We start from the raw sequence: 24,511 nt of genomic DNA on the forward strand, positions 1-24,511 counted from the left end.
ATACTCCTTAATCGCTAATTCGGCTGTTAAGACAGCTTCAACCCTGCACGACGCAGGTGGCCAGGTGAGCGGCAAGCGCATCCCAGGCAATGCTTTGTTGTTCGCCCTGGCCACGCAGGGGTTTGAAACCTACCACTTGCTGGGCCATCTCGTCGTCACCGAGGATCAGTGCGTACAGCGCACCGCTCTTGTCGGCTTTCTTGAACTGGCTCTTGAAGCTGCCGGCGCCGGCATTGACTTGCAGGCGCAGGTTGGGCAACTGGTCGCGCACGCGCTCGGCCAGGGTCAGGCCGGCCAGTTCGGCGGCCTCACCAAAGGCGCAGAGATAGACGTCGACCTGACGGGAGATTTCTTCAGGGATCTGCTCAAGTGTTTCCAGCAGCAGCACCAGGCGCTCGATGCCCATGGCGAAACCGACGCCGGCAGTAGGCTTGCCGCCCATCTGCTCGACCAGGCCGTCGTAACGACCACCGGCACACACGGTACCCTGGGCGCCGAGCTTGTCGGTGACCCATTCGAAAACGGTCTTGCTGTAGTAATCCAGCCCGCGAACCAGCTTCGGGTTGATCACGTAAGGAATGCCGGCGGCGTCCAGGCGAGCCTTGAGGCCCTCGAAGTGCACGCGGGATTCTTCGTCGAGGTAGTCGGCCATTTTCGGCGCATCGACCAGTACCGCTTGAGTGTCGGCGTTCTTGGTATCAAGAACCCGCAGCGGGTTGGTTTTCAGGCGGCGCTGGCTGTCTTCGTCGAGCTTGTCCAGATGCGCCGAGAGGTACTCGACCAGCGCTTCACGGTAGCGACCACGGGACTCGCTGGTGCCCAGGCTGTTGAGTTCGAGCTTGACCGCATCGCGGATGCCCAGCTCGCCCCACAGGCGCCATGTCAGCACGATCAGCTCGGCGTCGATGTCCGGACCGTCGAGGTTGAACACCTCGACACCGATCTGGTGGAACTGGCGATAACGGCCTTTCTGCGGACGCTCGTGGCGGAACATCGGGCCGATGTACCAGAGTTTCTGCACCTGGCCACCGCCGGTGATGCCGTGCTCGAGCACCGCACGCACGCAGGCCGCCGTGCCTTCAGGGCGCAGGGTCAGGGAGTCGCCGTTGCGGTCGTCGAAGGTGTACATCTCTTTTTCGACGATGTCGGTCACTTCACCGATGGAGCGCTTGAACAGCTCGGTGAACTCGACGATCGGCATGCGGATCTGCTTGTAACCGTAGTTATCCAGCAAACGCGAAACGGTGCCTTCGAAATGACGCCACAGGGGGGTCTGTTCGGGCAGGATATCGTTCATGCCACGAATGGCTTGCAGAGACTTGCTCACATTAAATCCTTAATTTCGTTCGGCTCAGTCGGGCTCAGCCGCGCGCGATAACCGCTGCGTCAGCTTCGACCTTCTCGGCCGCTTTCTGGCGGATCAAGCGTTCAAGCTCATCCACCAGATTGTCATTCGTCAGTTTCTGCGACGGCTTGCCGTCGATGTAAATCAGGTTTGGCGTGCCGCCGGTCAAGCCGATATGGGCTTCCTTGGCTTCGCCGGGGCCGTTGACCACGCAACCGATGACCGCGACATCCAGCGGCACCAGCAGGTCTTCGAGGCGCCCTTCCAGCTCGTTCATGGTTTTCACCACATCGAAGTTCTGCCGCGAGCAGCTCGGGCAGGCGATGAAGTTGATGCCACGGGAACGCAGGTGCAGGGACTTGAGAATGTCGTAGCCGACTTTCACTTCCTCGACCGGGTCAGCCGCCAACGAGATGCGAATGGTATCGCCAATCCCTTCGGCGAGCAGCATACCGAGGCCCACGGCAGATTTCACTGTGCCTGAACGCAAACCACCGGCTTCGGTAATCCCCAGGTGCAATGGCTGGACGATTTCCTTGGCCAGCAAGCGGTAGGCTTCGACGGCCATGAACACGTCGGAGGCCTTCACGCTGACCTTGAAGTCCTGGAAGTTCAGGCGTTCAAGGTGTTCGACGTGACGCAGAGCCGATTCGACCAGCGCGGCCGGGGTTGGCTCGCCGTATTTCTTCTGCAGGTCTTTTTCCAGGGAACCGGCGTTCACGCCGATACGGATCGGAATGCCGCGATCGCGGGCGGCATCGACCACCGCGCGCACGCGGTCTTCGCGACCAATGTTGCCCGGGTTGATCCGCAGACAGTCGACGCCCAGTTCGGCTACGCGCAACGCGATGCGGTAGTCGAAGTGAATGTCGGCAACCAAAGGTACTTTGACCAGCTGCTTGATCTTGCCGAAAGCCTCGGCGGCGTCCATGTCCGGCACGGACACCCGCACGATATCGACGCCCGCGGCTTCCAGACGGTTGATCTGGGCAACGGTCGCAGCGACGTCGTTGGTGTCGCTGTTGGTCATGCTTTGCACAGCGATGGGCGCATCGCCGCCAACAGGAACGTTACCGACCCAGATCTTGCGTGATTCGCGACGTTTGATTGGAGATTCGCCGTGCATGACTTATTGACCCAACTTCAGGCGAGCAGTCTCGCCACTGGTGAACGGAGCGACATTGACCGCCTGGCCGTTGTAGCTGACCTGAGCGCCACGGGCGTAGCCCAGGCGTACGGAAAACGGCGGCTTGCCACTGACGGAAACGCTATCGCCTTTACGCTTCAGACCGCTCAACAGCACCTTGCCGGCGCCGTCGGTCACCTGGGTCCAGCAATCGGCGGTGAACTGCAATTGCACCTGGCCCTGGCCTGCTACCGCAGGCGCTGCTGGCGCCGGAGCGGCAGCGGTTGGCGCTGGCACAGCTGGAGCAGCCGGTGCTGCAGCGACAGGAGCAGCCGGCGCTGGTGTTGCAGGTGTGGCGACGATCGGAGCAGTAACTGGCGCAACAGGCGCTGGCGTTTCAGCCGGTGCCGGGGTCGCGGTTTCGGCCTGTGGCAACGCCAGGGCCGTTGCATTATCCGTCTGACCTTCCGCGACAGCCTGGTCTTCCGGCTCATCCAGCGGATGAATCTGGGTGGTGCCGTCGGCGCCTTCTACTTCAACGTGTTCCGGGGTCAGGCTGACCACATCCTTGGTGCGCTGCGAAGTCTGGTCCTGCCACCAGGCAAAACCGCCACCCACCACGGCCACCAGCAGCAACAGGCTGACAATGCGCAGAATGGTATGGGACACACGCACCGGCTCTTCGATACGGCCCAGGCTGTGCACGTTGCTGCCCTTGGAATCGGTACCGGTGGACTGGTCGAACTGCTGGACCAGGACGGCCTGGTCCATGCCGAGCAATTTGGCATAGGCGCGAATGTAACCGCGGGCAAAGGTGTGCCCCGGCAGCTTGTCGAAAGCACCGGCTTCCAGATTGCTCAGGGAGCTGACGGTCAGGTTGAGCTTGAGGGCCACTTCGGCCAGCGACCAGCCATTGCTTTCGCGGGCCTGGCGCAAGGTCTCACCGGGGTTAACGCGATTCGCTGCTACAACTTCAGGATGCGCCGCTTTCATCATTGCTCCGACAGGTATTGCTGATATTCCGGTGTACCGGGATAGAGTCGTTTTAATTGCAGGCCAGCACTGGCGGCCTTGTCGCGATCATCAAACACTTTGGCCAGGCGAATGCCGAGCAATAGACTACGTGCATTTTGCTCGGTAAGCAGGCTAAAACGATCGTAATAGTCACGCGCGGGCACATAATGCCTGTCTTCGTAAGACAACTCAGCCATTTCCAGCAATGCACGAGGCTGTTGTCGATTCAAGCGCAGTGCTTTTTCCAGTTGTTGCTGGGCCAACTCGCGCTGGCCGAGCATCGAGGCCGTCATGCCCAGGTTCTCGAACACGCGTGAACGCTCAGGATACAGGGTATCGGCGGCGGCCTGTTCGAAGCGCTCGTAGGCTTCCTTGTAACGTTTCTGCTCGAAGAGAAAACTGCCGTAGTTGTTGAGGATTCGCGCATCGGTGGGGCGGGAAGACAGCGCCTTGCGAAAATGCCGGTCAGCCAGGTCGGGCTCCATTTCGGCCTGGAATACCAGCCCCAGCGCCGCATTGGCGTCCGGGTCGGCGGCGTCCAGTTCCAGTGCCTTTTTCAAGGGCACCTTGGCGCGCTCAGTCATGCCTTGTTGCAAATAACCAATGCCCAGTTGCACGTAGGCATCGCGCGCCTCGTCACGGCCTTTGCTCGTCTTCATCGGGTTGTAGTCGCCCGAAAGCACACAGCCAGCACAGAGGCTGGCCAGTAGCAAAAGCAGCGCAAAGCGCAGGGACATGGAGATCCTCTCTTGATTACTTCGCAGCGTTCGACGCCATATCGTTGTCGGCGTTGAGTTCACGCACGGCGATATAACGTTCGCTGCGACGGGTGCGATCCAGCACCTGCCCTACCAATTGACCACAGGCCGCGTCGATGTCTTCACCACGGGTGGTGCGAACAGTGACGTTGAAACCGGCATGATGAAGCTGATCCTGGAACCGGCGAATGGCGTTGTTGCTCGGCCGCTCGTACCCGGAATGCGGGAACGGGTTGAACGGGATCAGGTTGATCTTGCACGGGATGTTTTTCAGCAACTCGATCATCTCGACCGCGTGCTCGACCTTGTCGTTGATGTCCTTGAGCAAGGTGTACTCGATGGTCAGCACGCGCTTTTCGCCCAAAGACGACATGTAGCGCTGGCACGACTCGAGGAGCATCTTAAGCGGATACTTCTTGTTGATCGGCACCAATTGGTTACGCAATGCGTCATTCGGTGCGTGCAGGGACAACGCCAGGGAGACGTCGATGTGCTTGGACAGCTCATCGATCATCGGCACCACGCCGGAGGTCGACAGGGTCACACGGCGCTTGGAGATGCCGTAGCCCAGGTCGTCCATCATCAGGTGCATGGCCGCGACGACGTTGTCGAAGTTCAGCAGCGGCTCACCCATGCCCATCATCACCACGTTGGTGATGGCACGGTCGACGGTTGCCGGGACGCTGCCAAAGGATTTGTTGGCAATCCACACCTGGCCGATGACTTCGGCGGCGGTGAGGTTGCTGTTGAAGCCTTGCTTGCCGGTGGAGCAGAAACTGCAATCCAGGGCACAGCCTGCCTGGGACGAAACGCACAAGGTGCCGCGTTTGCCCTGGGGAATATACACGGTCTCGACGCAGCTGCCGGACGCCACGCGCACCACCCATTTACGGGTGCCGTCGCTGGAGATGTCCTCGCTGACCACTTCCGGACCACGGACCTCAGCAACAGCCTTGAGCTTTTCGCGCAAGGCCTTGCTGACGTTCGTCATGGCGTCGAAATCATCGACGCCAAAGTGGTGAATCCATTTCATTACCTGACCGGCACGGAAACGCTTCTCCCCGATTGAGTCGAAGAATTTTTCCATTTCCTGTTGAGTCAGACCCAGCAGGTTGGTTTTTACAGTCGATGTAGTCATGGATTCACCTTCACTCTTAAGCCAATGCTTAGCGAGTGGTTACTTCAGTAGCTGCGAAGAAGTATGCGATTTCGCGAGCGGCAGCGGCTTCGGAGTCCGAACCGTGTACAGCGTTGGCGTCGATCGATTCAGCGAAGTCAGCACGGATGGTGCCGGCAGCTGCTTCTTTAGGGTTGGTAGCGCCCATCAGCTCACGGTTGCGAGCGATAGCGTTTTCGCCTTCCAGAACCTGAACAACAACCGGACCGGAGGTCATGAAAGCAACCAGGTCGCCGAAGAAACCGCGCTCGCTGTGCTCAGCGTAGAAGCCTTCGGCTTCGGCTTTGGACAGTTGCTTCAGTTTCGAAGCTACAACGCGCAGGCCAGCGTCTTCGAAGCGAGTGGTGATCTTGCCGATCACGTTTTTAGCAACTGCGTCAGGCTTGATGATGGAGAAAGTACGTTGAACAGCCATGGTGTAACTCCAGAAACGGTAATTTGCGAAAAATTAAACCCGCGAATTATACGCGGGTTCTTGGGTATTGCCTAACTGTGTACAGGTCGCCCGCTCTGTAGGAGCTGCCGAAGGCTGCGATCCTTTGATCCTGGCCTTTCGCTTGAGATTCAAGTGGCACCGGAAAGATCGCAGCCTCGCTTCGCGAGTCAGCTCCTACTCGCGTTCTTCGATCCAGTGGGCCTGAATGGCCTCCAGGATCTTCTCGCCACAATGCTCAGGCTTGTCGTCGAATTCGGGCAATTCCATCACCCATTTACGCAGATCGACAAAGTTGACCGACATAGGGTCGACCTCAGGCTTGCTTTCAGCCAGCTGGATCGCGATTTCCAGCACATCAGTCCACTTGAGACTCATGACAATTCCTTGAATCAGTGCGGCGCTTCGGCTGCGTGGTTGAGCGAGTACTTCGGAATTTCAACGGTCAGGTCTTCGGTGCCGACCTTGGCCTGGCAGCCCAGGCGGGACACAGGCTCAAGCCCCCAGGCCCGATCAAGATAGTCCTCTTCCAGCTCGTCAGCTTCTTCCAGCGAGTCAAAACCCTCGCGAATCAGGCAGTGACAAGTGGTGCAGGCGCAGACGCCGCCGCAGGCACTTTCCATCTCGATATGGTGTTCATGAGCCAGTTCGAGGATGGAAATACCTGGCTCAGCCTCCACGACCATGCCATCCGGGCAAAACTTTTCGTGTGGCAGAAAAATGACCTGCGGCATCGTTATTCCTCAATCTCATTCAGGTTGCGCCCCGCCAGCGCGGCTTTCACCGTCGAGTCCAGGCGGCGGGCAGCAAAGGCGTCGGTCACTTGCGACAGACGCTTGGTCTGCTGCTCGATGGCGAAACCATCGGTACCTTTCATCAGTTCGGTCAGTTCCTGCACCTGCAAGTCGATGACCAGGCGCTCGTCGGCGTCGAGCAAACGCTCGCCATCAGCCTCAAGAGCCGCCTGCACCGCTTCGATCAGGCGCTGGGCGTCGACCTGCTGCTCACGCAGTACGCGGGCAACCTTGTCGTCGTTGGCGTGCTGGAACGAATCCTTGAGCATCTTGGCGATTTCGCCGTCGGTCAGGCCGTAGGACGGCTTGACCTGGATGCTGGCTTCCACGCCCGAACCCAGTTCGCGGGCGGAAACACTGAGCAAACCATCGGCATCGACCTGGAAGGTCACGCGAATCTTAGCCGCACCCGCCACCATCGCCGGAATACCGCGCAATTCGAAGCGCGCCAGGGAGCGGCAGTCGCTGATCAGCTCGCGCTCGCCCTGCAACACGTGGATCGCCATGGCCGACTGGCCGTCTTTGTAAGTGGTGAAGTCCTGAGCGCGAGCGACGGGAATGGTGGTGTTGCGTGGAATCACCTTCTCCATCAGGCCGCCCATGGTTTCCAGGCCCAGGGACAACGGAATCACGTCCAGCAACAACAGTTCGTCGCCATCGCGCTTGTTGCCGGCCAGGGTATCGGCCTGGATCGCGGCACCGATGGCCACCACTTGATCCGGGTCGATTTCGGTCAGGGGCTGACGACCGAAGGCTTCAGCCACGGCTTCGCGAACTCGCGGCACGCGGGTCGAGCCGCCAACCATGACCACCGCATGCACGTCTTCCAGCTCGACACCGGAATCACGTACCGCGCGGCGGCAGGCTTTCAGGCTGCGGGCGACCATCGGCTCGATCAGGGCATCGAAGGCTTCGCGGGTCAGCTCGGCTTTCCAGTCGCCGTGAACCACTTCGACCGACGGGGCATTGGTCAGCGCTTCTTTGGCCGCGCAGGCGGTTTGCAGCAGTTGACGCTGCGCGCCCGGATCGAGATCGGCGGACAGGCCGGCGCTCTCGATGATCCAGCCAGCGATCGCGTGGTCGAAGTCATCGCCGCCCAGGGCGCTGTCGCCGCCGGTAGCCAGGACTTCGAAGACACCGCCGGTCAGGCGCAGAATAGAGATATCGAAGGTGCCGCCGCCCAGGTCATAAATCGCCACCAGGCCTTCGGCATGCTGGTCCAGACCGTAGGCCACCGCCGCTGCGGTCGGCTCATTGAGCAAACGCAACACGTTCAGGCCGGCCAGCTTGGCCGCGTCCTTGGTAGCTTGGCGCTGGGCGTCGTCGAAATAGGCCGGAACGGTGATCACCGCGCCGACCAGCTCACCGCCCAAGGTCGCTTCAGCGCGCTGACGCAGGACCTTGAGGATATCGGCGGACACTTCCACCGGGCTTTTCGGGCCCTGGATGGTGTCGATGAACGGCATGTGCGACTCGCCACCGACAAAGCGGTACGGCAGTTGATCACCCAGCTGCTTGACGTCGGACAGACCACGACCCATCAAGCGCTTGACCGACAGCACGGTGTTCAGGGGATCGGTGGCGGCCGCCAGCTTGGCGGATTCGCCAACTTCGACGCGATCGGCGTGGTAACGCACGGCGGACGGCAGGATAACCTGCCCTTGCGCGTCGGCCAGGGGCTCGGAAAGACCACTGCGCAATGCAGCGACCAGCGAATTGGTAGTGCCCAAGTCGATCCCCACAGCCAGACGACGCTGGTGCGGTTGAGGACTTTGGCCGGGTTCGGCGATCTGCAGTAGGGCCATCGTTATCAGGACTTATCTGTATATCAGGCGTGCGACCGGAGCGGCACTGGGTTAATCGTCGAGGCGCTCTTCCAGCTGGCGCACTTCGTAGGTGAGCTTGTCGAGGAACTGCATGCGCCGCATCAGGCGTTCGGCCTGTTCGCGGTGCACGGCATCGTCCCAGCAAGCTGCGAAGCTTTGGTTCAGTTCATCCTGGGCAGCCTTGAGGCGGCGCTTGAAGACGGCGACGCCATCGAGGTCGGCGCTGTCCTGCAGGTCTTCGAGCTCTTCGCGCAACTCCATCTGTTGCAGCAGAAACTCCGGATCATGCACCGTGACCTCCAGCGGCAGCTCGCCACCATTCAAGGCGAGCAGGTAACGCGCGCGCTTGGGTGGACTCTTGAGCGTCTGGTAGGCCTCGTTGAGACTCGCGGATTGCTCCAGCGCCAGCCGCTGCTCCCGCTCGGAAGCGTCGGCAAAGCGGTCCGGATGAACACTGCGCGCCAACTCACGGTAGCGCGTAGCCAACTGGTCGAGATCCAGGTTGAAACTCGGTTGCAGCTCGAATAAAGCGAAATGACAAGGAGTACCCACGACAAGCCTCAGATGTTGAAGCTTTCGCCGCAGCCACATTCACCGCGCACGTTGGGGTTGTTGAACTTGAAGCCTTCGTTCAACCCTTCCTTGACGAAATCGAGCTCGGTGCCGTCCAGGTAGGCCAGGCTCTTCGGGTCGATGATCACTTTCTCGCCGTGACTCTCGAACACCTGGTCCTCTGCAACCACCTCGTCGACAAACTCCAGCACGTAGGCAAGGCCGGAACAGCCTGTGGTGCGAACACCCAGGCGGATCCCTTCACCCTTGCCGCGCCCGTCGAGGGAGCGCCGCACGTGTCGAGCAGCCGCTTCTGTCATGCTGATAGCCATCGGTGACTCCTTACTCGTCGCCAAAAACTGAAAGTCAGATCAAGCCTTTCTTCTGCTTGTAGTCGCGAACGGCAGCCTTGATGGCGTCTTCGGCGAGCACGGAGCAGTGGATTTTCACTGGCGGCAGGGCCAGCTCTTCAGCCAGCTGGGTGTTCTTGATGGTTTCCGCTTCGTCCAGGGTCTTGCCCTTCATCCACTCGGTGGCGAGGGAGCTGGAAGCGATGGCCGAACCGCAGCCGTAGGTCTTGAACTTGGCATCTTCAATGATGCCGGCTTCGTTGACCTTGATCTGCAGGCGCATCACGTCGCCGCATGCCGGGGCGCCGACCATGCCGGTGCCGACATCCGGGTCTTCGGCATTCATCTTGCCGACGTTACGCGGGTTTTCGTAGTGGTCGATGACCTTTTCGCTGTAAGCCATGATTCTCAATCCTCACTCATCAGGGCCGCTCTTGAGACCCTGTAGCTGCGCTGCGTCAGTCGCCGCGTCGCTACAGGAGCTGTATCTGGCGGCTTCTATATTTAGTGTGCCGCCCACTCGATCTTCGAGATATCGACGCCGTCTTTGTACATGTCCCACAGCGGCGACAGAGCGCGCAGCTTGGTAACGGCCTCGCAAACCTTCTGCGCGGCGTAATCGATTTCTTCTTCGGTGGTGAAACGGCCGAAGGTGAAGCGGATCGAGCTGTGTGCCAGTTCGTCGTTGCGGCCCAGGGCGCGCAGTACGTACGAAGGCTCCAGGGACGCCGAGGTGCAGGCCGAACCGGACGAAACCGCCAGGTCCTTGAGCGCCATGATCAGCGACTCGCCTTCAACGTAGTTGAAACTCAGGTTCAGGTTGTGCGGAACGCGGGCGGTCAGGCTGCCGTTGACGTACAGCTCTTCCAGGTGCTCGACCTGCTTGTAGAAACGGTCGCTCAAGGCCTTGATGCGCACGTTTTCGGCAGCCATGTCTTCCTTGGCCACACGGAACGCTTCGCCCATGCCGACGATCTGGTGGGTCGCCAGCGTGCCCGAACGCATGCCGCGCTCGTGACCGCCGCCGTGCATGGTCGCTTCGATGCGAACACGCGGCTTGCGGCTTACGTACAGGGCGCCGATGCCTTTAGGACCGTAGGTCTTGTGGGCGGAGAACGACATCATGTCGACTTTCAGTTTCTGCAGGTCGATCTCGACCTTACCAGTGGACTGGGCGGCGTCGACGTGGAACAGGATGCCCTTGGAACGCAGCAGTTCACCGATCGCAGCGATGTCGTTGACGGTGCCGATTTCGTTGTTCACGTGCATGACCGAAACCAGGATGGTGTCGTCACGCAGCTCGGCTTCGATCATCTCTGGGGTAACCAGGCCGTCGGTGCGAGGCTCGATGTAGGTCACTTCGAAACCTTCACGCTCCAGTTGGCGCATGGTGTCGAGGACAGCCTTGTGCTCAATCTTGGTGGTGATCAGGTGCTTGCCTTTGGTGGCATAGAAATGTGCCGCACCCTTGATTGCCAGGTTGTCGGATTCGGTGGCACCGGAGGTCCAGACGATTTCGCGCGGGTCGGCATTGACCAGGTCGGCCACCTGACGACGAGCGTTTTCGACGGACTCTTCGGCTTTCCAGCCAAACACGTGGGAACGGGACGCCGGGTTACCGAAGTTTCCGTCGACCAGCAGGCATTCACTCATCTTTTGCGCGACACGCGGATCAACCGGGGTAGTCGCTGAGTAATCAAGGTAAATCGGCAATTTCATGGACTATCTCCTAAATCAGGCTGGCTGGCGTGCCGCTAGCTCTCTGGCTGTCATTCGACGGCGGACGCTTCAATCTTGTCCAGGCGTGGCGCCTTGCTGTTGCAACGGCGTTGATCCTGACGCTGGGCTACTTCTTGCACCTCACGGCGAGTCACAAGGTCAGCCAAGCTGATACCGCTCAGAAATTCGTGAATCTGCAGGCTCAGATCGCACCACAAGTGGTGGGTCAGACAGGTGTCGCCTTGATGGCAATCACCCTGGCCCTGGCATTTGGTCGCATCGACCGATTCGTTCACCGCATCGATCACCTGGGCGACCTGGATACCCTGCATGTCGCGAGACAGCTGGTAACCGCCGCCCGGACCGCGAACGCTGGACACCAGATTGCTGCGGCGCAATTTGGCAAACAGCTGCTCAAGGTAGGACAGGGAGATGCCTTGGCGCTCGGAGATATCGGCCAGGGACACGGGCCCGTGCTGCGCGTGCAACGCCAGGTCGAGCATGGCGGTCACGGCGTATCGGCCTTTTGTAGTCAGTCGCATGGACAATTACCACGGAGTTCGGAATGAGGCGAGTATGCAATTCCCGAGTATTTAAGTCAACTATAAGACCTAGTACTTTAGTCAGGTTTACCCGCAAAAGAGCGGGCGCATCATAGCAGGGTCTGCGGCGTAATGGCACACCGGTCGGCGTACTGCACTTTTCTGTTTACGACCCGCAATTGCGAATACAACCCCCGTAGGAGCTGCCGAAGGCTGCGATCTTTTGATCTTGTCTTTTAAAATCAAAATCAAAAGATCGCAGCCTGCGGCAGCTCCTACGGGACATCAACCGGCCTGGGTTTGGTCTTTGTCTTTTACGCAGGCAAAGTCTTCTTCGCGCAGCTCAGGCAGATCTTTCGCACAGTAATTACTGCCCAGATCCTTCAACGCCCCGCACATCCCCTCCAGGCGCCCATCGACCGCCTGCAGGTGGTCAAGCAGCTGGTTGATGGCGCGAGCCACCGGGTCCGGCATGTCTTCGGTCACACCGTAGGCATCGAAACCGATCTTCTCGGCCATGGCCTTGCGCTTGGCGTCCAGCTCCTGGTCGGGCTTGACGATGATCCGCCCCGGAATCCCCACCACAGTGGCGCCCGGCGGCACTTCCTTGGTCACCACGGCATTGGAGCCGACCTTGGCACCCGCACCCACCGTGAACGGCCCCAGTACCTTGGCGCCGGCACCCACCACCACGCCATCACCCAGCGTCGGGTGGCGCTTGCCTTTATTCCAGCTGGTACCACCCAGGGTCACGCCCTGATAAATGGTCACGTCATCGCCGATTTCAGCGGTTTCACCAATGACGATGCCCATGCCATGGTCAATGAAGAAACGCCGACCCACCTTGGCCCCCGGATGGATCTCGATCCCGGTCAGCCAGCGACCGAAGTTCGACACCAGCCGCGCCAGCCATTTCAGGTCCGCGCGCCACAGCATGGCCGACAGACGGTGAATCCAGATGGCATGCATACCGGGATAGCAAGTCAGGACTTCAAAAGCGTTACGCGCCGCCGGGTCTCGATGGAATACGCTCTGGATATCTTCACGCAAACGCTCAAACATCATTAATCCTTCCGCTTAAGAAGCTCACCACGGGCCGCTTTCTGGGTTTCCGTGAGGATGCCACGCAAAATATTCATTTCCGCCCGGCTGACCGAGCTGCGTCCGTACAACCGGCGCAGGCGCGCCATCAAGTGCCGTGGTTTTTCCGGATCGAGGAATTCGATGGCCACCAGGGTTTGCTCCAGGTGTTCATAGAATCGCTCCAGCTCATCCATGGTCGCCAGCTCAGCGCTCTTGACCGATGCCACTTCTTCCTTCTCGACCTTGGTCGGCTGACCTTGGGCTGCCAAAAAGGACATGCGCACTTCATAACTCAACACCTGCACCGCTGCCCCAAGGTTCAGCGAGCTGAACTCAGGGTCTGATGGGATGTGCACGTGATAATGACATCGCTGCAGCTCTTCGTTGGTCAGGCCGGAATCTTCACGACCGAACACCAGGGCGATCTCGGCGCCCTGCCCGGCTTCCTCGACCACCTTCGTGCCGCATTCGCGCGGATCGAGCAGCGGCCATGGAATACGCCGGTCGCGGGCGCTGGTGCCGAGCACCAGGTTGCAGCCGACCAGGGCATCTTCCAAGGTGGCGACGACTTGCGCGTTTTCAAGGATGTCACCGGCACCGGAAGCGCGGGCATCGGCCTCGTGGTGCGGGAACAGGCGCGGCTCAACCAGCACCAGGCGCGACAGGCCCATGTTCTTCATGGCACGCGCAGCCCCGCCGATATTGCCCGGATGACTGGTATTGACCAGGACGATACGAATGTTTTGCAGCAAGGGAGGCGCTCTCGAACACGATAATCGGGAGCCGAATCTTACAGCTGTAGCTACCGTTAAGCCATGAAAGCGAACGTCGTCCTTCTCCTGTAGAAACTTTCTGATAGAATGCCCGGCTTTCTTTAACAACCTTAGGTGACACATCCATGCAGCCCATGCTGAATATCGCGCTGCGCGCCGCCCGCAGCGCCAGTGAATTGATCTTCCGCTCCATCGAGCGCCTGGATACCATCAAGGTCGACGAAAAAGACGCCAAGGATTATGTATCCGAGGTGGACCGCGCCGCCGAACAGAAAATCATCGACGCACTGCGCAAGGCGTACCCGAATCACTCGATCCTGGGTGAAGAGACGGGCCTGCACGCCGGCAGCGGCATCGAAGGCGAAGAGTACCTGTGGATCATCGATCCGCTGGACGGCACCACCAACTTCCTGCGCGGCATCCCTCACTTCGCTGTCAGCATCGCCTGCAAATACCGCGGTCGCCTGGAACACGCCGTGGTCCTGGACCCGGTTCGCCAGGAAGAATTCACCGCCAGCCGTGGTCGCGGCGCCCAACTGAACGGCCGTCGCCTGCGCGTCAGCGGCCGCACCAGCCTGGACGGCGCCCTGCTGGGTACCGGCTTCCCGTTCCGTGACGACCAGATGGACAACCTCGACAACTACCTGGGCATGTTCCGCGCCCTGGTAGGCCAGACCGCCGGCATCCGCCGCGCAGGTTCGGCGAGCCTGGACCTGGCCTACGTGGCTGCCGGCCGTTTCGACGCGTTCTGGGAGTCGGGCCTGTCCGAGTGGGACATGGCAGCAGGCGCCCTGCTGATCCAGGAAGCAGGCGGCCTGGTGAGCGACTTCACCGGCGGCCACGACTTCCTTGAAAAAGGCCACGTCGTTGCCGGTAACACCAAGTGCTTCAAGGCAGTGCTGACGGCCATCCAGCCGCACCTGCCGGCCTCGCTGAAGCGCTAAGCTTGCGGCGACAGAAAAAAGCACCCTTCGGGGTGCTTTTTTTATGCCCGTAATTCACCCCCAAAAACACCACAACCCCACTGTAGGAGCGAGCTTGCTCGCGAAGGTCGTCAACGATAACGCGTGAATTCTGGATGAACGCGGCGCCTGTGGTTTTTTCGCGAGCAAGCTCGCTCCTACAAGGGGAATGCGGTGATGCTTAAATTGCGGGCACAAAAAAAGCACCCCGAAGGGTGCTTTTTTAACTCGTTACCAGCAGATCATTGACCCTGCTGATTCTCCGACAGAACCAACTTGCCTTCCTTATCCACAGGAATCTGATTCCCCGGATCACGATCCATCCGCACCTTGCCTTCCTTGCCATCCAGCGAATAACGCACGTCGTAACCCACGACCTTGTCACTGATGTCATTCACCGTATTACAACGGGTCTGGGTCGTGGTGTAGGTGTCACGCTCCTGCATGCCCTCCTGGACCTTGTTACCGGCATAACCACCACCGACAGCGCCTGCAACCGTGGCAATCTTCTTGCCGGTGCCGCCGCCGATCTGGTTACCCAACAGACCGCCCGCCAGTGCACCTACCACGGTACCAGCGATCTGGTGTTGATCCTTCACCGGCGCCTGCCGGGTCACAGCTACATCCTTGCACACTTCACGTGGAGTCTTGATTTGTGTCTTGACCGGCTCAACGGCGAGTACTTGCGCGTACTCAGGACCGTTATCTTTAACCAGGCTGTAGGTGGCCACAGCGCCTCCGGCAGTTACACCGACAGCACCCAATACCGCACCAACCAGCATCGACTTGTTCACATGAACCTCCTGACCATCACATGCGGCACTTGTCCGCGCTTCTCCCAGCCTTGGAGCATAAAAAAAGGCGCGAGTTCAACTCGCGCCTTTTTTGGACTACATCGCTGAAGGAAATGCCCTTCAAGGACGGTCGTCGATTTCCTTCTCGGTGTTGGCCGCAGGAATCAGGTCCTCGGAACTCAGGTTCAGCCAGATCAGCACCACGTTGGCGATGTAGATCGACGAATAAGTACCCGCCAGCACCCCGATGAACAGGGCGATGGAGAAGCCGAACAGGTTGTCGCCACCGAAGAACAGCAGGGCCGCGATCGCCAGCAAGGTGGAGATCGAAGTGGCCATGGTGCGCAGCAGGGTTTGCGTGGTCGAGATGTTGATGTTCTCGATCAGGCTGGCCTTGCGCAGTACCCGGAAGTTCTCACGAACCCGGTCGAATACCACGATGGTGTCGTTGAGCGAGTAACCGATGATCGCCAGTACCGCCGCCAGCACCGTCAGGTCGAAGGTGATCTGGAAGAACGACAGGATACCGATGGTCACGATCACGTCGTGGATCAGGGACACGATCGCACCAACCGCGAACTTCCACTGGAAGCGGAAAGCCAGGTAGATCAGGATGCCGCCCAGCGCCATCAGCATGCCGAGGCCGCCCTGGTCGCGCAGCTCTTCACCTACCTGCGGGCCGACGAACTCGACACGCTTAACGGTTGCCGGGTTTTCGCCGCCTACCTTCTGCAAGGCCTCGGCTACCTGGTGACCCAGTTGCGGGTCTTCGCCAGGCATGCGCACCAGCAGATCGGTGGTGGCACCGAAGTTCTGCACGATGGCTTCGTGATAACCCGATTTGACCAGTTGCTCACGCACCTGGGTGACGTCGGCCGGACGCTCGTAGGTCAGCTCGATGAGCGTACCGCCGGTGAAGTCCAGGCCCCAGTTCATGCCCTTGGTGGCGACGCTGAACAAGGCCAGCACGGTAAGGAACAATGTGACGCCGAACGCAAAGTTGCGGACGCCCATGAAGTTGATTGTACGTAACATGGCAGCCCCTTAAATCCACAACTTCTTGAAGTCACGTCCGCCGAAGATCAGGTTGACCATCGCGCGGGTCACCATGATGGCCGTGAACATCGAGGTAAAGATCCCGAGGGACATGGTCACTGCGAAGCCCTTGACCGGGCCGGTGCCCATGGCAAAGAGAATCCCGCCGACCAGCAAAGTAGTCAGGTTGGCGTCGAGAATCGCGGTGAATGCCCGGCCGAAGCCTTCGTTGATTGCACGCTGCACGGTCATGCCCGCGGCAATCTCTTCACGAATACGCGAGAAGATCAGCACGTTGGCGTCGACCGCCATACCCATGGTCAACACGATACCGGCGATACCCGGCAGGGTCAGCGTTGCCCCCAGCAGCGACATCAGGGCCAGCAGCATCACCATGTTCACCGCCAGTGCGACGGTGGCGATGATGCCGAAGAAGCGGTAGATGGCGATGATGAACAGCGAGACGAACAGCATGCCCCACAGCGATGCATCGATACCCTTGGTGATGTTGTCCGCACCCAGGCTCGGGCCGATGGTGCGCTCTTCAGCGAAGTACATCGGAGCGGCCAGGCCACCGGCACGCAGCAGCAGCGCCAGTTCGGACGACTCGCCCTGGCCATTCAGGCCGGTGATACGGAACTGCGCACCCAGCGGCGACTGGATGGTCGCCAGGCTGATGATCTTCTTCTCTTCCTTGAAGGTCTGAACCGCGACGTCTTTTTCGACACCGTTGACCATTTGCTTGGTGTAAGTGGTGACCGGACGCTGCTCGATGAAGATCACCGCCATGCTGCGACCGACGTTCGAACGGGTCGCGCGGCTCATCAGCTCGCCACCGTGGCCATCCAGGCGGATGTTCACTTCTGGCGTGCCGTGCTCGCCGAAACCAGCCTTGGCGTCAGTCACCTGGTCACCAGTGATGATCAGGCCGCGCTCGATCTGTGCTGGCGGACGGTTGCCCTCACGGAACTCAAAGGATTCGGAAGTGGCTTTCGAAGCACCCGGCTCAGCCGCCAGACGGAACTCGAGGTTGGCCGTCTTGCCGAGGATACGCTTGGCTTCCGCGGTGTCCTGCACGCCCGGCAGCTCAACCACGATGCGGTTGGCGCCCTGACGCTGGACGATCGGTTCGGCAACACCCAGCTCGTTGACGCGGTTACGTACCGTGGTCAAGTTCTGCTTGATGGAGTATTCGCGGATTTCCGCCAGCTTGGCCGGGGTCATCGCCAGACGCAGCACCGGTTGACCGTTGAGGTCGGCCGGAACAATGTCGAAATCGTTGAAATTCTTGCGGATCAGAGCGCGGGCCTGTTCACGGCTGTCTTCATCGGAGAAGCCCAGCTGAATGGCGCCATTGAGTTGCGGCAGGCTGCGATAGCGCAGTTTCTCTTTACGCAACAGGCTCTTCACATCGCCTTCGTACACTTTCAAGCGTGCGTCGAGGGCCTTGTCCATGTCCACTTCGAGCAGGAAGTGCACACCACCGGACAAGTCCAGACCCAGTTTCATCGGGTGCGCGCCGAGGTTGCGCAGCCATTGCGGAGTGGTTTGTGCCAGGTTCAGTGCAACGACGTAGTCATCACCCAATGCCTTGCGCACCACGTCCTTGGCCGGCAGCTGGTCTTCGGCCTTGGTCAGGCGAATCAAGCCGCCCTTGCCGTTGGCAGCCAGGGTGGCAGCCTTGACGTTGATCCCGGATTCCTTGAGCGCAGCGCTCACACGGTCCAGATCAGCCTGATTGACCTGCAGCGCAGTGCTTGCGCCGCTGACCTGAATGGCCGGGTCATCAGGATATAGATTGGGAGCGGAATAAATCAGACCGACCGCCAGCACCGCCAGGATCAGAATGTATTTCCACAGAGGGTATTTGTTCAGCATCACGCCGCCCGCTTATGACGCGGGGCGCCTTGCGCGCCCCGTCGATTGAGTAGAAGTTGAAACTTAGATCGCTTTGAGCGTGCCTTTTGGCAGCGTGGCGGCGATGGCGCCTTTCTGGAACTTCATTTCGACGGTGTCGGAAACTTCCAGAACCACGAAATCGTCAGCCACTTTGGTGATCTTGCCAGCGATGCCGCCGGTGGTCACAACTTCGTCACCTTTTTGCAGGCTGCTCAGCAGGTTTTTCTGCTCTTTGGCGCGCTTGGCCTGTGGACGCCAGATCATCAGGTAGAAGATGACCAGGAAGCCGACCAGGAAAATCCACTCAAAACCGCCACCCATTGGGCTGGCAGCAGCAGGTGCAGCAGCGTCAGCCATGGCATTAGAGATAAAAAAGCTCATTTAGCACTCCAGTTGCAAATGTTGAATCTTGGGGTCAGAAAACTCAGTCCAAAGGCGGCACGGGTAGCCCGCGTTTGGCGTAGAAGGCATCGACAAAGGCGGCCAATGTACCCTGTTGAATAGCCTCGCGCAAACCAGCCATAAGCACTTGATAATGACGCAAGTTATGGATGGTATTGAGCATGCTTCCCAGCATTTCGCCGCACTTGTCCAGGTGATGCAGGTAAGCGCGGGAGAAGTTCTGGCAGGTATAGCAATCGCAGGTCGGATCGAGCGGCGAATCATCATGGCGATGGAACGCGTTTCGGATCTTCAGCACGCCGGTATCGATGAACAGATGCCCATTGCGGGCATTACGGGTTGGCATCACGCAATCGAACATGTCCACACCGCGGCGCACACCCTCCACGAGATCTTCCGGTTTGCCAACGCCCATAAGGTAACGAGGTTTGTCAGCCGGCATCATGCCCGGCAGGTAATCCAGCACCTTGATCATCTCGTGCTTGGGCTCGCCCACCGACAGGCCGCCGATGGCCAGGCCGTCGAAGCCGATCTTGTCCAGGCCTTCCAGGGAGCGCATGCGCAGGTCCTGGTGCATGCCGCCCTGGACGATACCGAACAGCGCCGCCGTGTTCTCGCCATGGGCGTTTTTCGAGCGCTGGGCCCAACGCAGGGACAATTCCATGGAAATACGGGCGACGTCTTCGTCAGCCGGGTACGGCGTGCATTCGTCGAAAATCATCACGATGTCCGAGCCCAGGTCACGCTGGACCTGCATCGACTCTTCCGGGCCCATGAACACCTTGGCGCCGTCGACCGGGGAAGCGAAGGTCACGCCCTCCTCCTTGATCTTGCGCATGGCGCCGAGGCTGAACACCTGGAAACCGCCGGAGTCGGTCAGAATCGGGCCTTTCCACTGCATGAAATCGTGCAGGTCGCCGTGCTTCTTGATCACTTCCGTGCCAGGGCGCAGCCACAGGTGGAAGGTGTTGCCCAGAATGATTTCAGCGCCGGTCGCCTCGATATCCCGTGGCAGCATGCCCTTGACCGTGCCGTACGTGCCCACCGGCATGAAAGCCGGGGTCTCGACGGTACCGCGCGGGAAGGTCAAACGACCGCGACGAGCCTTGCCATCAGTGGCCAGCAGCTCGAAAGACATACGACAGGTGCGACTCATACAGTTTCCTCTGGGCCCGATTCTTCAGGGGCGGTCGGCGCAGGGTTGCGAGTGATGAACATCGCATCACCGTAGCTGAAAAAGCGGTATCCGTTATCGACGGCGGCCTTGTAGGCGGCCATGGTCTCGGGATAACCGGCGAACGCCGAAACCAGCATCAACAGCGTGGATTCGGGCAAATGGAAGTTGGTGACCAGGGCATCGACCACATGAAACGGCCGGCCAGGGTAAATGAAAATGTCTGTATCGCCGCTGAACGGCTTGAGCACGCCATCGCGCGCCGCACTTTCCAGGGATCGCACGCTGGTGGTGCCCACGGCTATCACGCGACCACCGCGCGCGCGGCACGCGGCAACGGCATCCACCACGTCCTGGCCGACTTCCAGCCATTCAGTGTGCATGTGGTGGTCTTCGAGCTTCTCCACGCGCACCGGCTGGAAAGTGCCAGCGCCGACATGCAGGGTCACGAACGCGGTCTCGATGCCCTTGGCGGCAATCGCCTCCATCAGCGGCTGATCGAAATGCAGCCCCGCCGTCGGCGCCGCCACCGCGCCCAGGCGCTGGGCGTACACGGTCTGGTAACGCTCACGGTCCGAGCCCTCGTCCGGGCGGTCTATATAAGGAGGCAGCGGCATGTGCCCGACGCGATCGAGCAGCGGCAACACCTCCTCGGCAAAGCCCAGCTCGAACAACGCGTCATGACGCGCCAGCATCTCGGCCTCGCCACCGCCGTCGATCAGGATCTTCGACCCCGGCTTCGGTGACTTGCTGGAGCGCACATGGGCCAGCACGCGGTGACTGTCGAGCACCCGCTCCACGAGGATTTCCAGCTTGCCGCCGGAAGCCTTCTGGCCAAACAGTCGTGCCGGAATCACCCGGGTATTGTTGAACACCATCAAGTCGCCGGGGCGCAAATGCTCCAGCAAATCAGTGAATTGACGGTGTGCCAGGGCGCCGCTGACCCCATCCAGGGTCAACAGGCGACTGTTGCGACGCTCGGCCAAAGGGTGGCGGGCGATCAGCGAATCAGGGAGCTCGAAGGTAAAGTCAGCAACGCGCATGATGGGGTTCGTCTAGCAGGGCCGGGAAGTCTAGCGGAATTATCAAAAATTCTCCATGTACCTGATTGACCGACGGTTATCTCATCTCTATACTCCGCGGCCATTGCCCTGATGGCGGAATTGGTAGACGCGGCGGATTCAAAATCCGTTTTCGAAAGGAGTGGGAGTTCGAGTCTCCCTCGGGGCACCACATAGCAGTATCTGAGAGTCTCTACCAGCCTCTCAGACCCAGAGAAACCGGCCACTTGGCCGGTTTTTTTGTGCCTGTCTGTCTACCCCTGTCTCCCCTTATCCGTTGTATCCCTGTATCCCTGCTTGTATCCTGAGAAAAATACCGAACTTTGGGATACAAGGATGAAGCGCGCAGACATCAAGCGCCGCCCTCTCGCTGACACGACACTTGCGGGACTGGAGCCGGAATCAAAGGAATATCGTGAGCTGGACGGAAACGGCCTCTACTTCAGGGTCAAACCTGACGGTGGTAAATCCTGGCAGCTCCGCTACAAACGTCCGGCGGGCAATTGGGCTTGGATGGGGCTTGGGGGTTACCCGGAAGTAAGTGGCGCATTGGCACGCGACAAAGCTGCTGATCTACGCAAAGTAGTGAGCAGTGGCGCTGATCCCCTCGAACAAAAGCGATCTGCGAAAGCTGCAATCGATGCGGCCAAAACTCGAACCTTTCGAGCTGCTGCTGATGCCTGGCTCAAGGCGAAAGAGGAAAAGGGTCTTGCATCCTCAACACTCAACAAAATCCGTACCTACCTCGATAAAGACATACTCCCGGCACTGGGAGACAAACCTCTCGACGAAATCACCCGTACCGACTGTGCGGAACTCCAGGCATCCATCGAAGCCCGAAACGCACACAACGTCGCGGAAAAGTGTCGTACTTGGATTAATCAAATATTCGGGAGAGCCATTGGTTTAGGCCTTACTGAAAACGACCCGGGAAGCCGACTTCGCGATATCGCCGCCCAAGCACCCAAAACTCAACAACACCCTCATTTGCTAGAGCCTGAACTGGGCGATTTTCTGACCGCATTGAAGAACACCCCCAGTCGATTGACGGCCCGAACTGCAGCATGGCTCTGCATATGGACGGCATCAAGACCGGGCATGGTTCGCTTAGCCGAATGGAAAGAGTTCGACCTCGATAAAGCGATTTGGACGACACCTGCCGCCAAGATGAAGATGCGAAGGGATTTCGTATGCCCACTTCCCAAGCAAGCGCTATTCGCCTTGAAAGAACTTCAAGCTCTCACCGGGCGCAGTCGATGGCTGTTTCCCGGTGTCGGTGCCAAGAATCCAACCATTAGTGAAAACACTATCAACAAAGTCTTCGCGACGATTGGTTACAAAGGCCGGTTGGTAGGTCACGGTACTCGCCATACCGCAAGCACCCTACTTAGGGAACATGGTTGGCCGAAAGAGCATGTCGAAGCTCAACTTGCTCATAAGGAAGAGGGAATCTCCGGGGTATACAATAAGGCCCAATACTTTGAGCACCGAGTAAAGATGATGCAGTGGTATGCGGATCACCTTGATGCGTTAGCAAGCGGTAAGGTAATCAAGGGACAGTTTGGCAAAGCGGTATGAGGGCGCCCTTCTCCCCCTCCTCCAAATTTCATGTTACGGGTGTTACTCGTGTAACAACTTCCACCAAATGCCCGAATTCATTGGCTTTCGCGCCCGTCACACGCCTGAGGCATTTACCGTACACTCGATGTAACGCTGCCTTAAGGTGTAACGCCAGAACAAGCCCCTCGCTTGCTGTGGGCCGCTGCTCGGCACATTGGGCTGGAGCGCAAATCTCGCTGGTTACGCCTGCAAGACGCAGGGCGCGGGATAGTGCGTTACACGTAGAGAGCATTTGGCGATGATTGATCAAAACCCAATCTTGCACTCAGCGCTAACCGGCGGCCTGATCCATTATCTTTCAGGACAACCGCTCTACGAGTACTGCAATGAACAGCTCGCAGATGTATGTAAACTGATCGATCAGTGTTGCGTGCGAATTCAGACCGCCGACCTCAACGGCGATCTCAGCAGCATGTGCATCCAGACGACGATTCATGAAGAGGCAATTTTTCAATACGCCTCAACCGATAACAGAGCCCGTCTCGCGCATTGGGTTCGCCAGTACAGCAAATGCCATTCGGCATCAGACCGCGAGGCGCATGCGGCCTACGTCATGGCGTGCGCGGTGAAAGCGTTGGGAGCTTTGGCCGATTGGATGCGTGCCACCGATCAGGAAGCTTGGTCGCATATTGCTGACCCGCCGACTGACTGGCCATGGGATCTTTATCGCCAATTTGTAGAGATGCAGGTCGATCTCAACGAACGTATCCACGCACTTGATGAGTATGTTCTTTATCTGGAACCCATCACTTCCCTGCCCTGCTTGATCAGTGACGAGCTGACCCCGATCGCTGACAGGGCGATCAAGAACGCCATCCACAGTAAAGGCGGCATCATCAGCGGCATGGAGCGTAACCAAAACATCAGCGCCCGCGACACTGCAATCATTGAGCAGGGCCGCCACTATTTAGCGAGCGGAATGCCAACACGGAACATCGCAACGGCAGTGCATGCCTGGCTAGAACGAGAGGTGGCTAAACCACCCAAACAACGCGCCGAGTGGATCCCCCTCGAAACCGAAAAGGCGCTCACTCGCAAAAGCGTGGAGGGCATTCTCAAACGCAGCTTCGTGCTTTAGCTGAAATTTCAATTACGGGATTTCAATTGGAAGTGAACTGCTCACCGCCGACCAATCCCTAGACCATTGCTCTCGTTGTCCAAATCAATCAAGAGCAATACATATGAACACCTCTGTCACCGATTTTTCCCGCAAGACACCCACCAACTCGCCGTCACTTTTTGATGCCGCTTCGACCTTGATCCGCATGCGCGAGGTGGAGGGAATCGTGGGCATGAAGCGCTCGACCATCTACAAACTGATGCAACGCACCGACTGTGGCTTCCCCCAGCCCGTCAAACTGAGCAACAGCAATGCCCGTGGTGCTCCTGTCGCCTGGGTTCTTTCTGAAGTTCAAGCGTGGGCACGCAGCCGTATCGAGGCGCGTGATCAGGTGGCCGCATGAACCGCAAGATCGCCAATAACGCGTTGATGCATCCCTTTTCCGTGCTACGCCGGATCGGATTTTCAAACCGCTTGATGCAACGCCTTGAGCGCTACCGCAGCCAGCAGGACAGACAAGGCCGCGTGGTCGGCGTACTCAGCTGGGCCGATGGCACCTGGTGCGCCCTCTCCCTCCATTGCGAAAAGTCCGGTGCAGTCATCGTCGATGAAGGCCAGCAAACGCAAGCCTACGAAGATGCCCGCTCCATGCTGAGCGGCGGATTCCTGCCCCTGCTTTCCCTGCGCTGGGAAGCTCATGCCTGAAACGAAAACGCCTCCGGGGGCGATCCGGAGGCGTTGAGGTAAATCTACATGCACAGACAATTTATGCCGCACCCGAAAAATCCGCAAGCCATCAGCGCGGTTGCACTTTCGAAAAACGGACGTTACTCTCTGGCCGTCGCTGCAAATTCAGCGACCGGACTTGGCCGTCCGAACTGCAAAAGGCGCACAAGCGCCCTCCATCCGATAGCAGGCGCTTTTTTTGTGCCCGTCGTATCGTGTTATGGCGGCTGTGCGTGGGACACCTTCGGGTGTGCCGGGTCCCTTTTGCCCCGGTCGGCCAACCTGC

At 59.2% G+C, this 24,511-nt stretch carries 27 protein-coding genes and 1 tRNA gene; 6 read left to right on the forward strand and 22 right to left on the reverse strand.

Annotation, left to right across the window (positions count from 1 at the left end):
* Positions 1–37: 37 nt before the first annotated feature.
* From hisS to trmJ, 16 genes are all read right to left on the reverse strand, one after another.
* Positions 38–1,327: a histidine--tRNA ligase gene (gene hisS, locus SOP85_RS09540; RefSeq protein WP_110660895.1), complete on the reverse strand. Its 1,290-nt coding sequence runs from the start codon at positions 1,325–1,327 to the stop codon at positions 38–40.
* A 34-nt stretch (positions 1,328–1,361) separates the two neighbouring features.
* Positions 1,362–2,471: a flavodoxin-dependent (E)-4-hydroxy-3-methylbut-2-enyl-diphosphate synthase gene (ispG, locus tag SOP85_RS09545; RefSeq protein WP_003185136.1), complete on the reverse strand. Its 1,110-nt coding sequence runs from the start codon at positions 2,469–2,471 to the stop codon at positions 1,362–1,364.
* 3 nt (positions 2,472–2,474) lie between these two features.
* Complete coding sequence (locus SOP85_RS09550) at positions 2,475–3,464, reverse strand: RodZ domain-containing protein (protein WP_274077262.1); 990 nt, start codon at positions 3,462–3,464, stop codon at positions 2,475–2,477.
* Positions 3,464–4,222: a type IV pilus biogenesis/stability protein PilW gene (gene pilW / locus SOP85_RS09555; protein ID WP_323605702.1), complete on the reverse strand. Its 759-nt coding sequence runs from the start codon at positions 4,220–4,222 to the stop codon at positions 3,464–3,466. Before pilW ends, SOP85_RS09550 begins: the two co-directional genes overlap by 1 nt.
* A gap of 16 nt (positions 4,223–4,238) precedes the next feature.
* Entirely contained in the window at positions 4,239–5,381 is a 1,143-nt protein-coding gene (gene rlmN, locus SOP85_RS09560; RefSeq protein WP_274077264.1) for a 23S rRNA (adenine(2503)-C(2))-methyltransferase RlmN, read from the reverse strand.
* A gap of 28 nt (positions 5,382–5,409) precedes the next feature.
* Positions 5,410–5,835: a nucleoside-diphosphate kinase gene (gene ndk, locus SOP85_RS09565; RefSeq protein WP_024014216.1), complete on the reverse strand. Its 426-nt coding sequence runs from the start codon at positions 5,833–5,835 to the stop codon at positions 5,410–5,412.
* 195 nt (positions 5,836–6,030) lie between these two features.
* Entirely contained in the window at positions 6,031–6,231 is a 201-nt protein-coding gene (gene iscX, locus SOP85_RS09570; protein WP_274077265.1) for a Fe-S cluster assembly protein IscX, read from the reverse strand.
* Between the two features lie 14 nt (positions 6,232–6,245).
* Complete coding sequence (gene fdx / locus SOP85_RS09575) at positions 6,246–6,587, reverse strand: ISC system 2Fe-2S type ferredoxin (protein ID WP_274077266.1); 342 nt, start codon at positions 6,585–6,587, stop codon at positions 6,246–6,248.
* A gap of 2 nt (positions 6,588–6,589) precedes the next feature.
* Positions 6,590–8,452: a Fe-S protein assembly chaperone HscA gene (hscA, locus tag SOP85_RS09580; protein ID WP_274077267.1), complete on the reverse strand. Its 1,863-nt coding sequence runs from the start codon at positions 8,450–8,452 to the stop codon at positions 6,590–6,592.
* A gap of 51 nt (positions 8,453–8,503) precedes the next feature.
* A complete protein-coding gene (gene hscB / locus SOP85_RS09585) occupies positions 8,504–9,025 on the reverse strand; it encodes a co-chaperone HscB (protein ID WP_323605699.1) in 522 nt (173 codons plus the stop codon).
* An 8-nt stretch (positions 9,026–9,033) separates the two neighbouring features.
* On the reverse strand, positions 9,034–9,357 hold the full coding sequence (gene iscA, locus SOP85_RS09590; RefSeq protein WP_003227904.1) for an iron-sulfur cluster assembly protein IscA: 324 nt from the start codon (positions 9,355–9,357) through the stop codon (positions 9,034–9,036).
* A gap of 34 nt (positions 9,358–9,391) precedes the next feature.
* A complete protein-coding gene (iscU, locus tag SOP85_RS09595) occupies positions 9,392–9,778 on the reverse strand; it encodes a Fe-S cluster assembly scaffold IscU (RefSeq protein ID WP_046820395.1) in 387 nt (128 codons plus the stop codon).
* A 101-nt stretch (positions 9,779–9,879) separates the two neighbouring features.
* Entirely contained in the window at positions 9,880–11,094 is a 1,215-nt protein-coding gene (locus tag SOP85_RS09600) for an IscS subfamily cysteine desulfurase (RefSeq protein WP_034150842.1), read from the reverse strand.
* A gap of 50 nt (positions 11,095–11,144) precedes the next feature.
* A complete protein-coding gene (iscR, locus tag SOP85_RS09605) occupies positions 11,145–11,636 on the reverse strand; it encodes a Fe-S cluster assembly transcriptional regulator IscR (RefSeq protein WP_007903581.1) in 492 nt (163 codons plus the stop codon).
* Between the two features lie 285 nt (positions 11,637–11,921).
* Entirely contained in the window at positions 11,922–12,698 is a 777-nt protein-coding gene (gene cysE, locus SOP85_RS09610) for a serine O-acetyltransferase (RefSeq protein ID WP_323605692.1), read from the reverse strand.
* A 2-nt stretch (positions 12,699–12,700) separates the two neighbouring features.
* Positions 12,701–13,471, reverse strand: coding sequence for a tRNA (cytosine(32)/uridine(32)-2'-O)-methyltransferase TrmJ (gene trmJ, locus SOP85_RS09615; RefSeq protein ID WP_274077269.1), 771 nt, complete (start codon positions 13,469–13,471; stop codon positions 12,701–12,703).
* Between the two features lie 146 nt (positions 13,472–13,617).
* Here trmJ and suhB point away from each other — a divergent pair, with 146 nt between their 5' ends.
* On the forward strand, positions 13,618–14,436 hold the full coding sequence (gene suhB, locus SOP85_RS09620) for a type III secretion system regulator SuhB (protein ID WP_034150845.1): 819 nt from the start codon (positions 13,618–13,620) through the stop codon (positions 14,434–14,436).
* 260 nt (positions 14,437–14,696) lie between these two features.
* Here the strand turns inward: suhB and SOP85_RS09625 are convergent, their stop codons facing one another.
* The 6 genes from SOP85_RS09625 to queA all read right to left on the reverse strand — a co-directional run bounded on the left by SOP85_RS09625 (position 14,697) and on the right by queA (position 20,801).
* The gene (locus SOP85_RS09625; RefSeq protein ID WP_323605688.1) at positions 14,697–15,248 is read right to left on the reverse strand and encodes a glycine zipper 2TM domain-containing protein; all 552 of its coding nucleotides are present in this window, start codon (positions 15,246–15,248) and stop codon (positions 14,697–14,699) included.
* A gap of 120 nt (positions 15,249–15,368) precedes the next feature.
* On the reverse strand, positions 15,369–16,283 hold the full coding sequence (gene secF / locus SOP85_RS09630) for a protein translocase subunit SecF (RefSeq protein ID WP_274077271.1): 915 nt from the start codon (positions 16,281–16,283) through the stop codon (positions 15,369–15,371).
* Between the two features lie 9 nt (positions 16,284–16,292).
* Entirely contained in the window at positions 16,293–18,161 is a 1,869-nt protein-coding gene (secD, locus tag SOP85_RS09635; protein ID WP_323626780.1) for a protein translocase subunit SecD, read from the reverse strand.
* A gap of 63 nt (positions 18,162–18,224) precedes the next feature.
* Positions 18,225–18,563, reverse strand: coding sequence for a preprotein translocase subunit YajC (yajC, locus tag SOP85_RS09640; protein WP_016773317.1), 339 nt, complete (start codon positions 18,561–18,563; stop codon positions 18,225–18,227).
* Positions 18,564–18,606: 43 nt separating this feature from the next.
* Positions 18,607–19,722, reverse strand: a complete 1,116-nt coding sequence (gene tgt / locus SOP85_RS09645; protein ID WP_274077280.1) for a tRNA guanosine(34) transglycosylase Tgt — start codon at positions 19,720–19,722, stop codon at positions 18,607–18,609.
* Positions 19,723–19,736: 14 nt separating this feature from the next.
* Positions 19,737–20,801, reverse strand: coding sequence for a tRNA preQ1(34) S-adenosylmethionine ribosyltransferase-isomerase QueA (gene queA, locus SOP85_RS09650; protein ID WP_046820403.1), 1,065 nt, complete (start codon positions 20,799–20,801; stop codon positions 19,737–19,739).
* Between the two features lie 105 nt (positions 20,802–20,906).
* Between queA and SOP85_RS09655 the strand changes: the two genes are divergently transcribed.
* The 5 genes from SOP85_RS09655 to SOP85_RS09675 all read left to right on the forward strand — a co-directional run bounded on the left by SOP85_RS09655 (position 20,907) and on the right by SOP85_RS09675 (position 24,204).
* Positions 20,907–20,991: transfer RNA gene (locus SOP85_RS09655), tRNA-Leu, on the forward strand.
* A gap of 164 nt (positions 20,992–21,155) precedes the next feature.
* Entirely contained in the window at positions 21,156–22,397 is a 1,242-nt protein-coding gene (locus SOP85_RS09660; RefSeq protein WP_323626781.1) for a tyrosine-type recombinase/integrase, read from the forward strand.
* A gap of 280 nt (positions 22,398–22,677) precedes the next feature.
* The gene (locus SOP85_RS09665; protein ID WP_323626782.1) at positions 22,678–23,517 is read left to right on the forward strand and encodes a hypothetical protein; all 840 of its coding nucleotides are present in this window, start codon (positions 22,678–22,680) and stop codon (positions 23,515–23,517) included.
* 103 nt (positions 23,518–23,620) lie between these two features.
* Entirely contained in the window at positions 23,621–23,902 is a 282-nt protein-coding gene (locus SOP85_RS09670; protein WP_323626783.1) for a helix-turn-helix transcriptional regulator, read from the forward strand.
* Positions 23,899–24,204, forward strand: coding sequence for a hypothetical protein (locus SOP85_RS09675; RefSeq protein WP_323626784.1), 306 nt, complete (start codon positions 23,899–23,901; stop codon positions 24,202–24,204). Before SOP85_RS09670 ends, SOP85_RS09675 begins: the two co-directional genes overlap by 4 nt.
* The last annotated feature ends 307 nt before the right edge of the window (positions 24,205–24,511 follow it).

Source organism: Pseudomonas sp. YuFO20 (assembly GCF_035064975.1).
Lineage (GTDB): Bacteria > Pseudomonadota > Gammaproteobacteria > Pseudomonadales > Pseudomonadaceae > Aquipseudomonas > Aquipseudomonas putida_AE.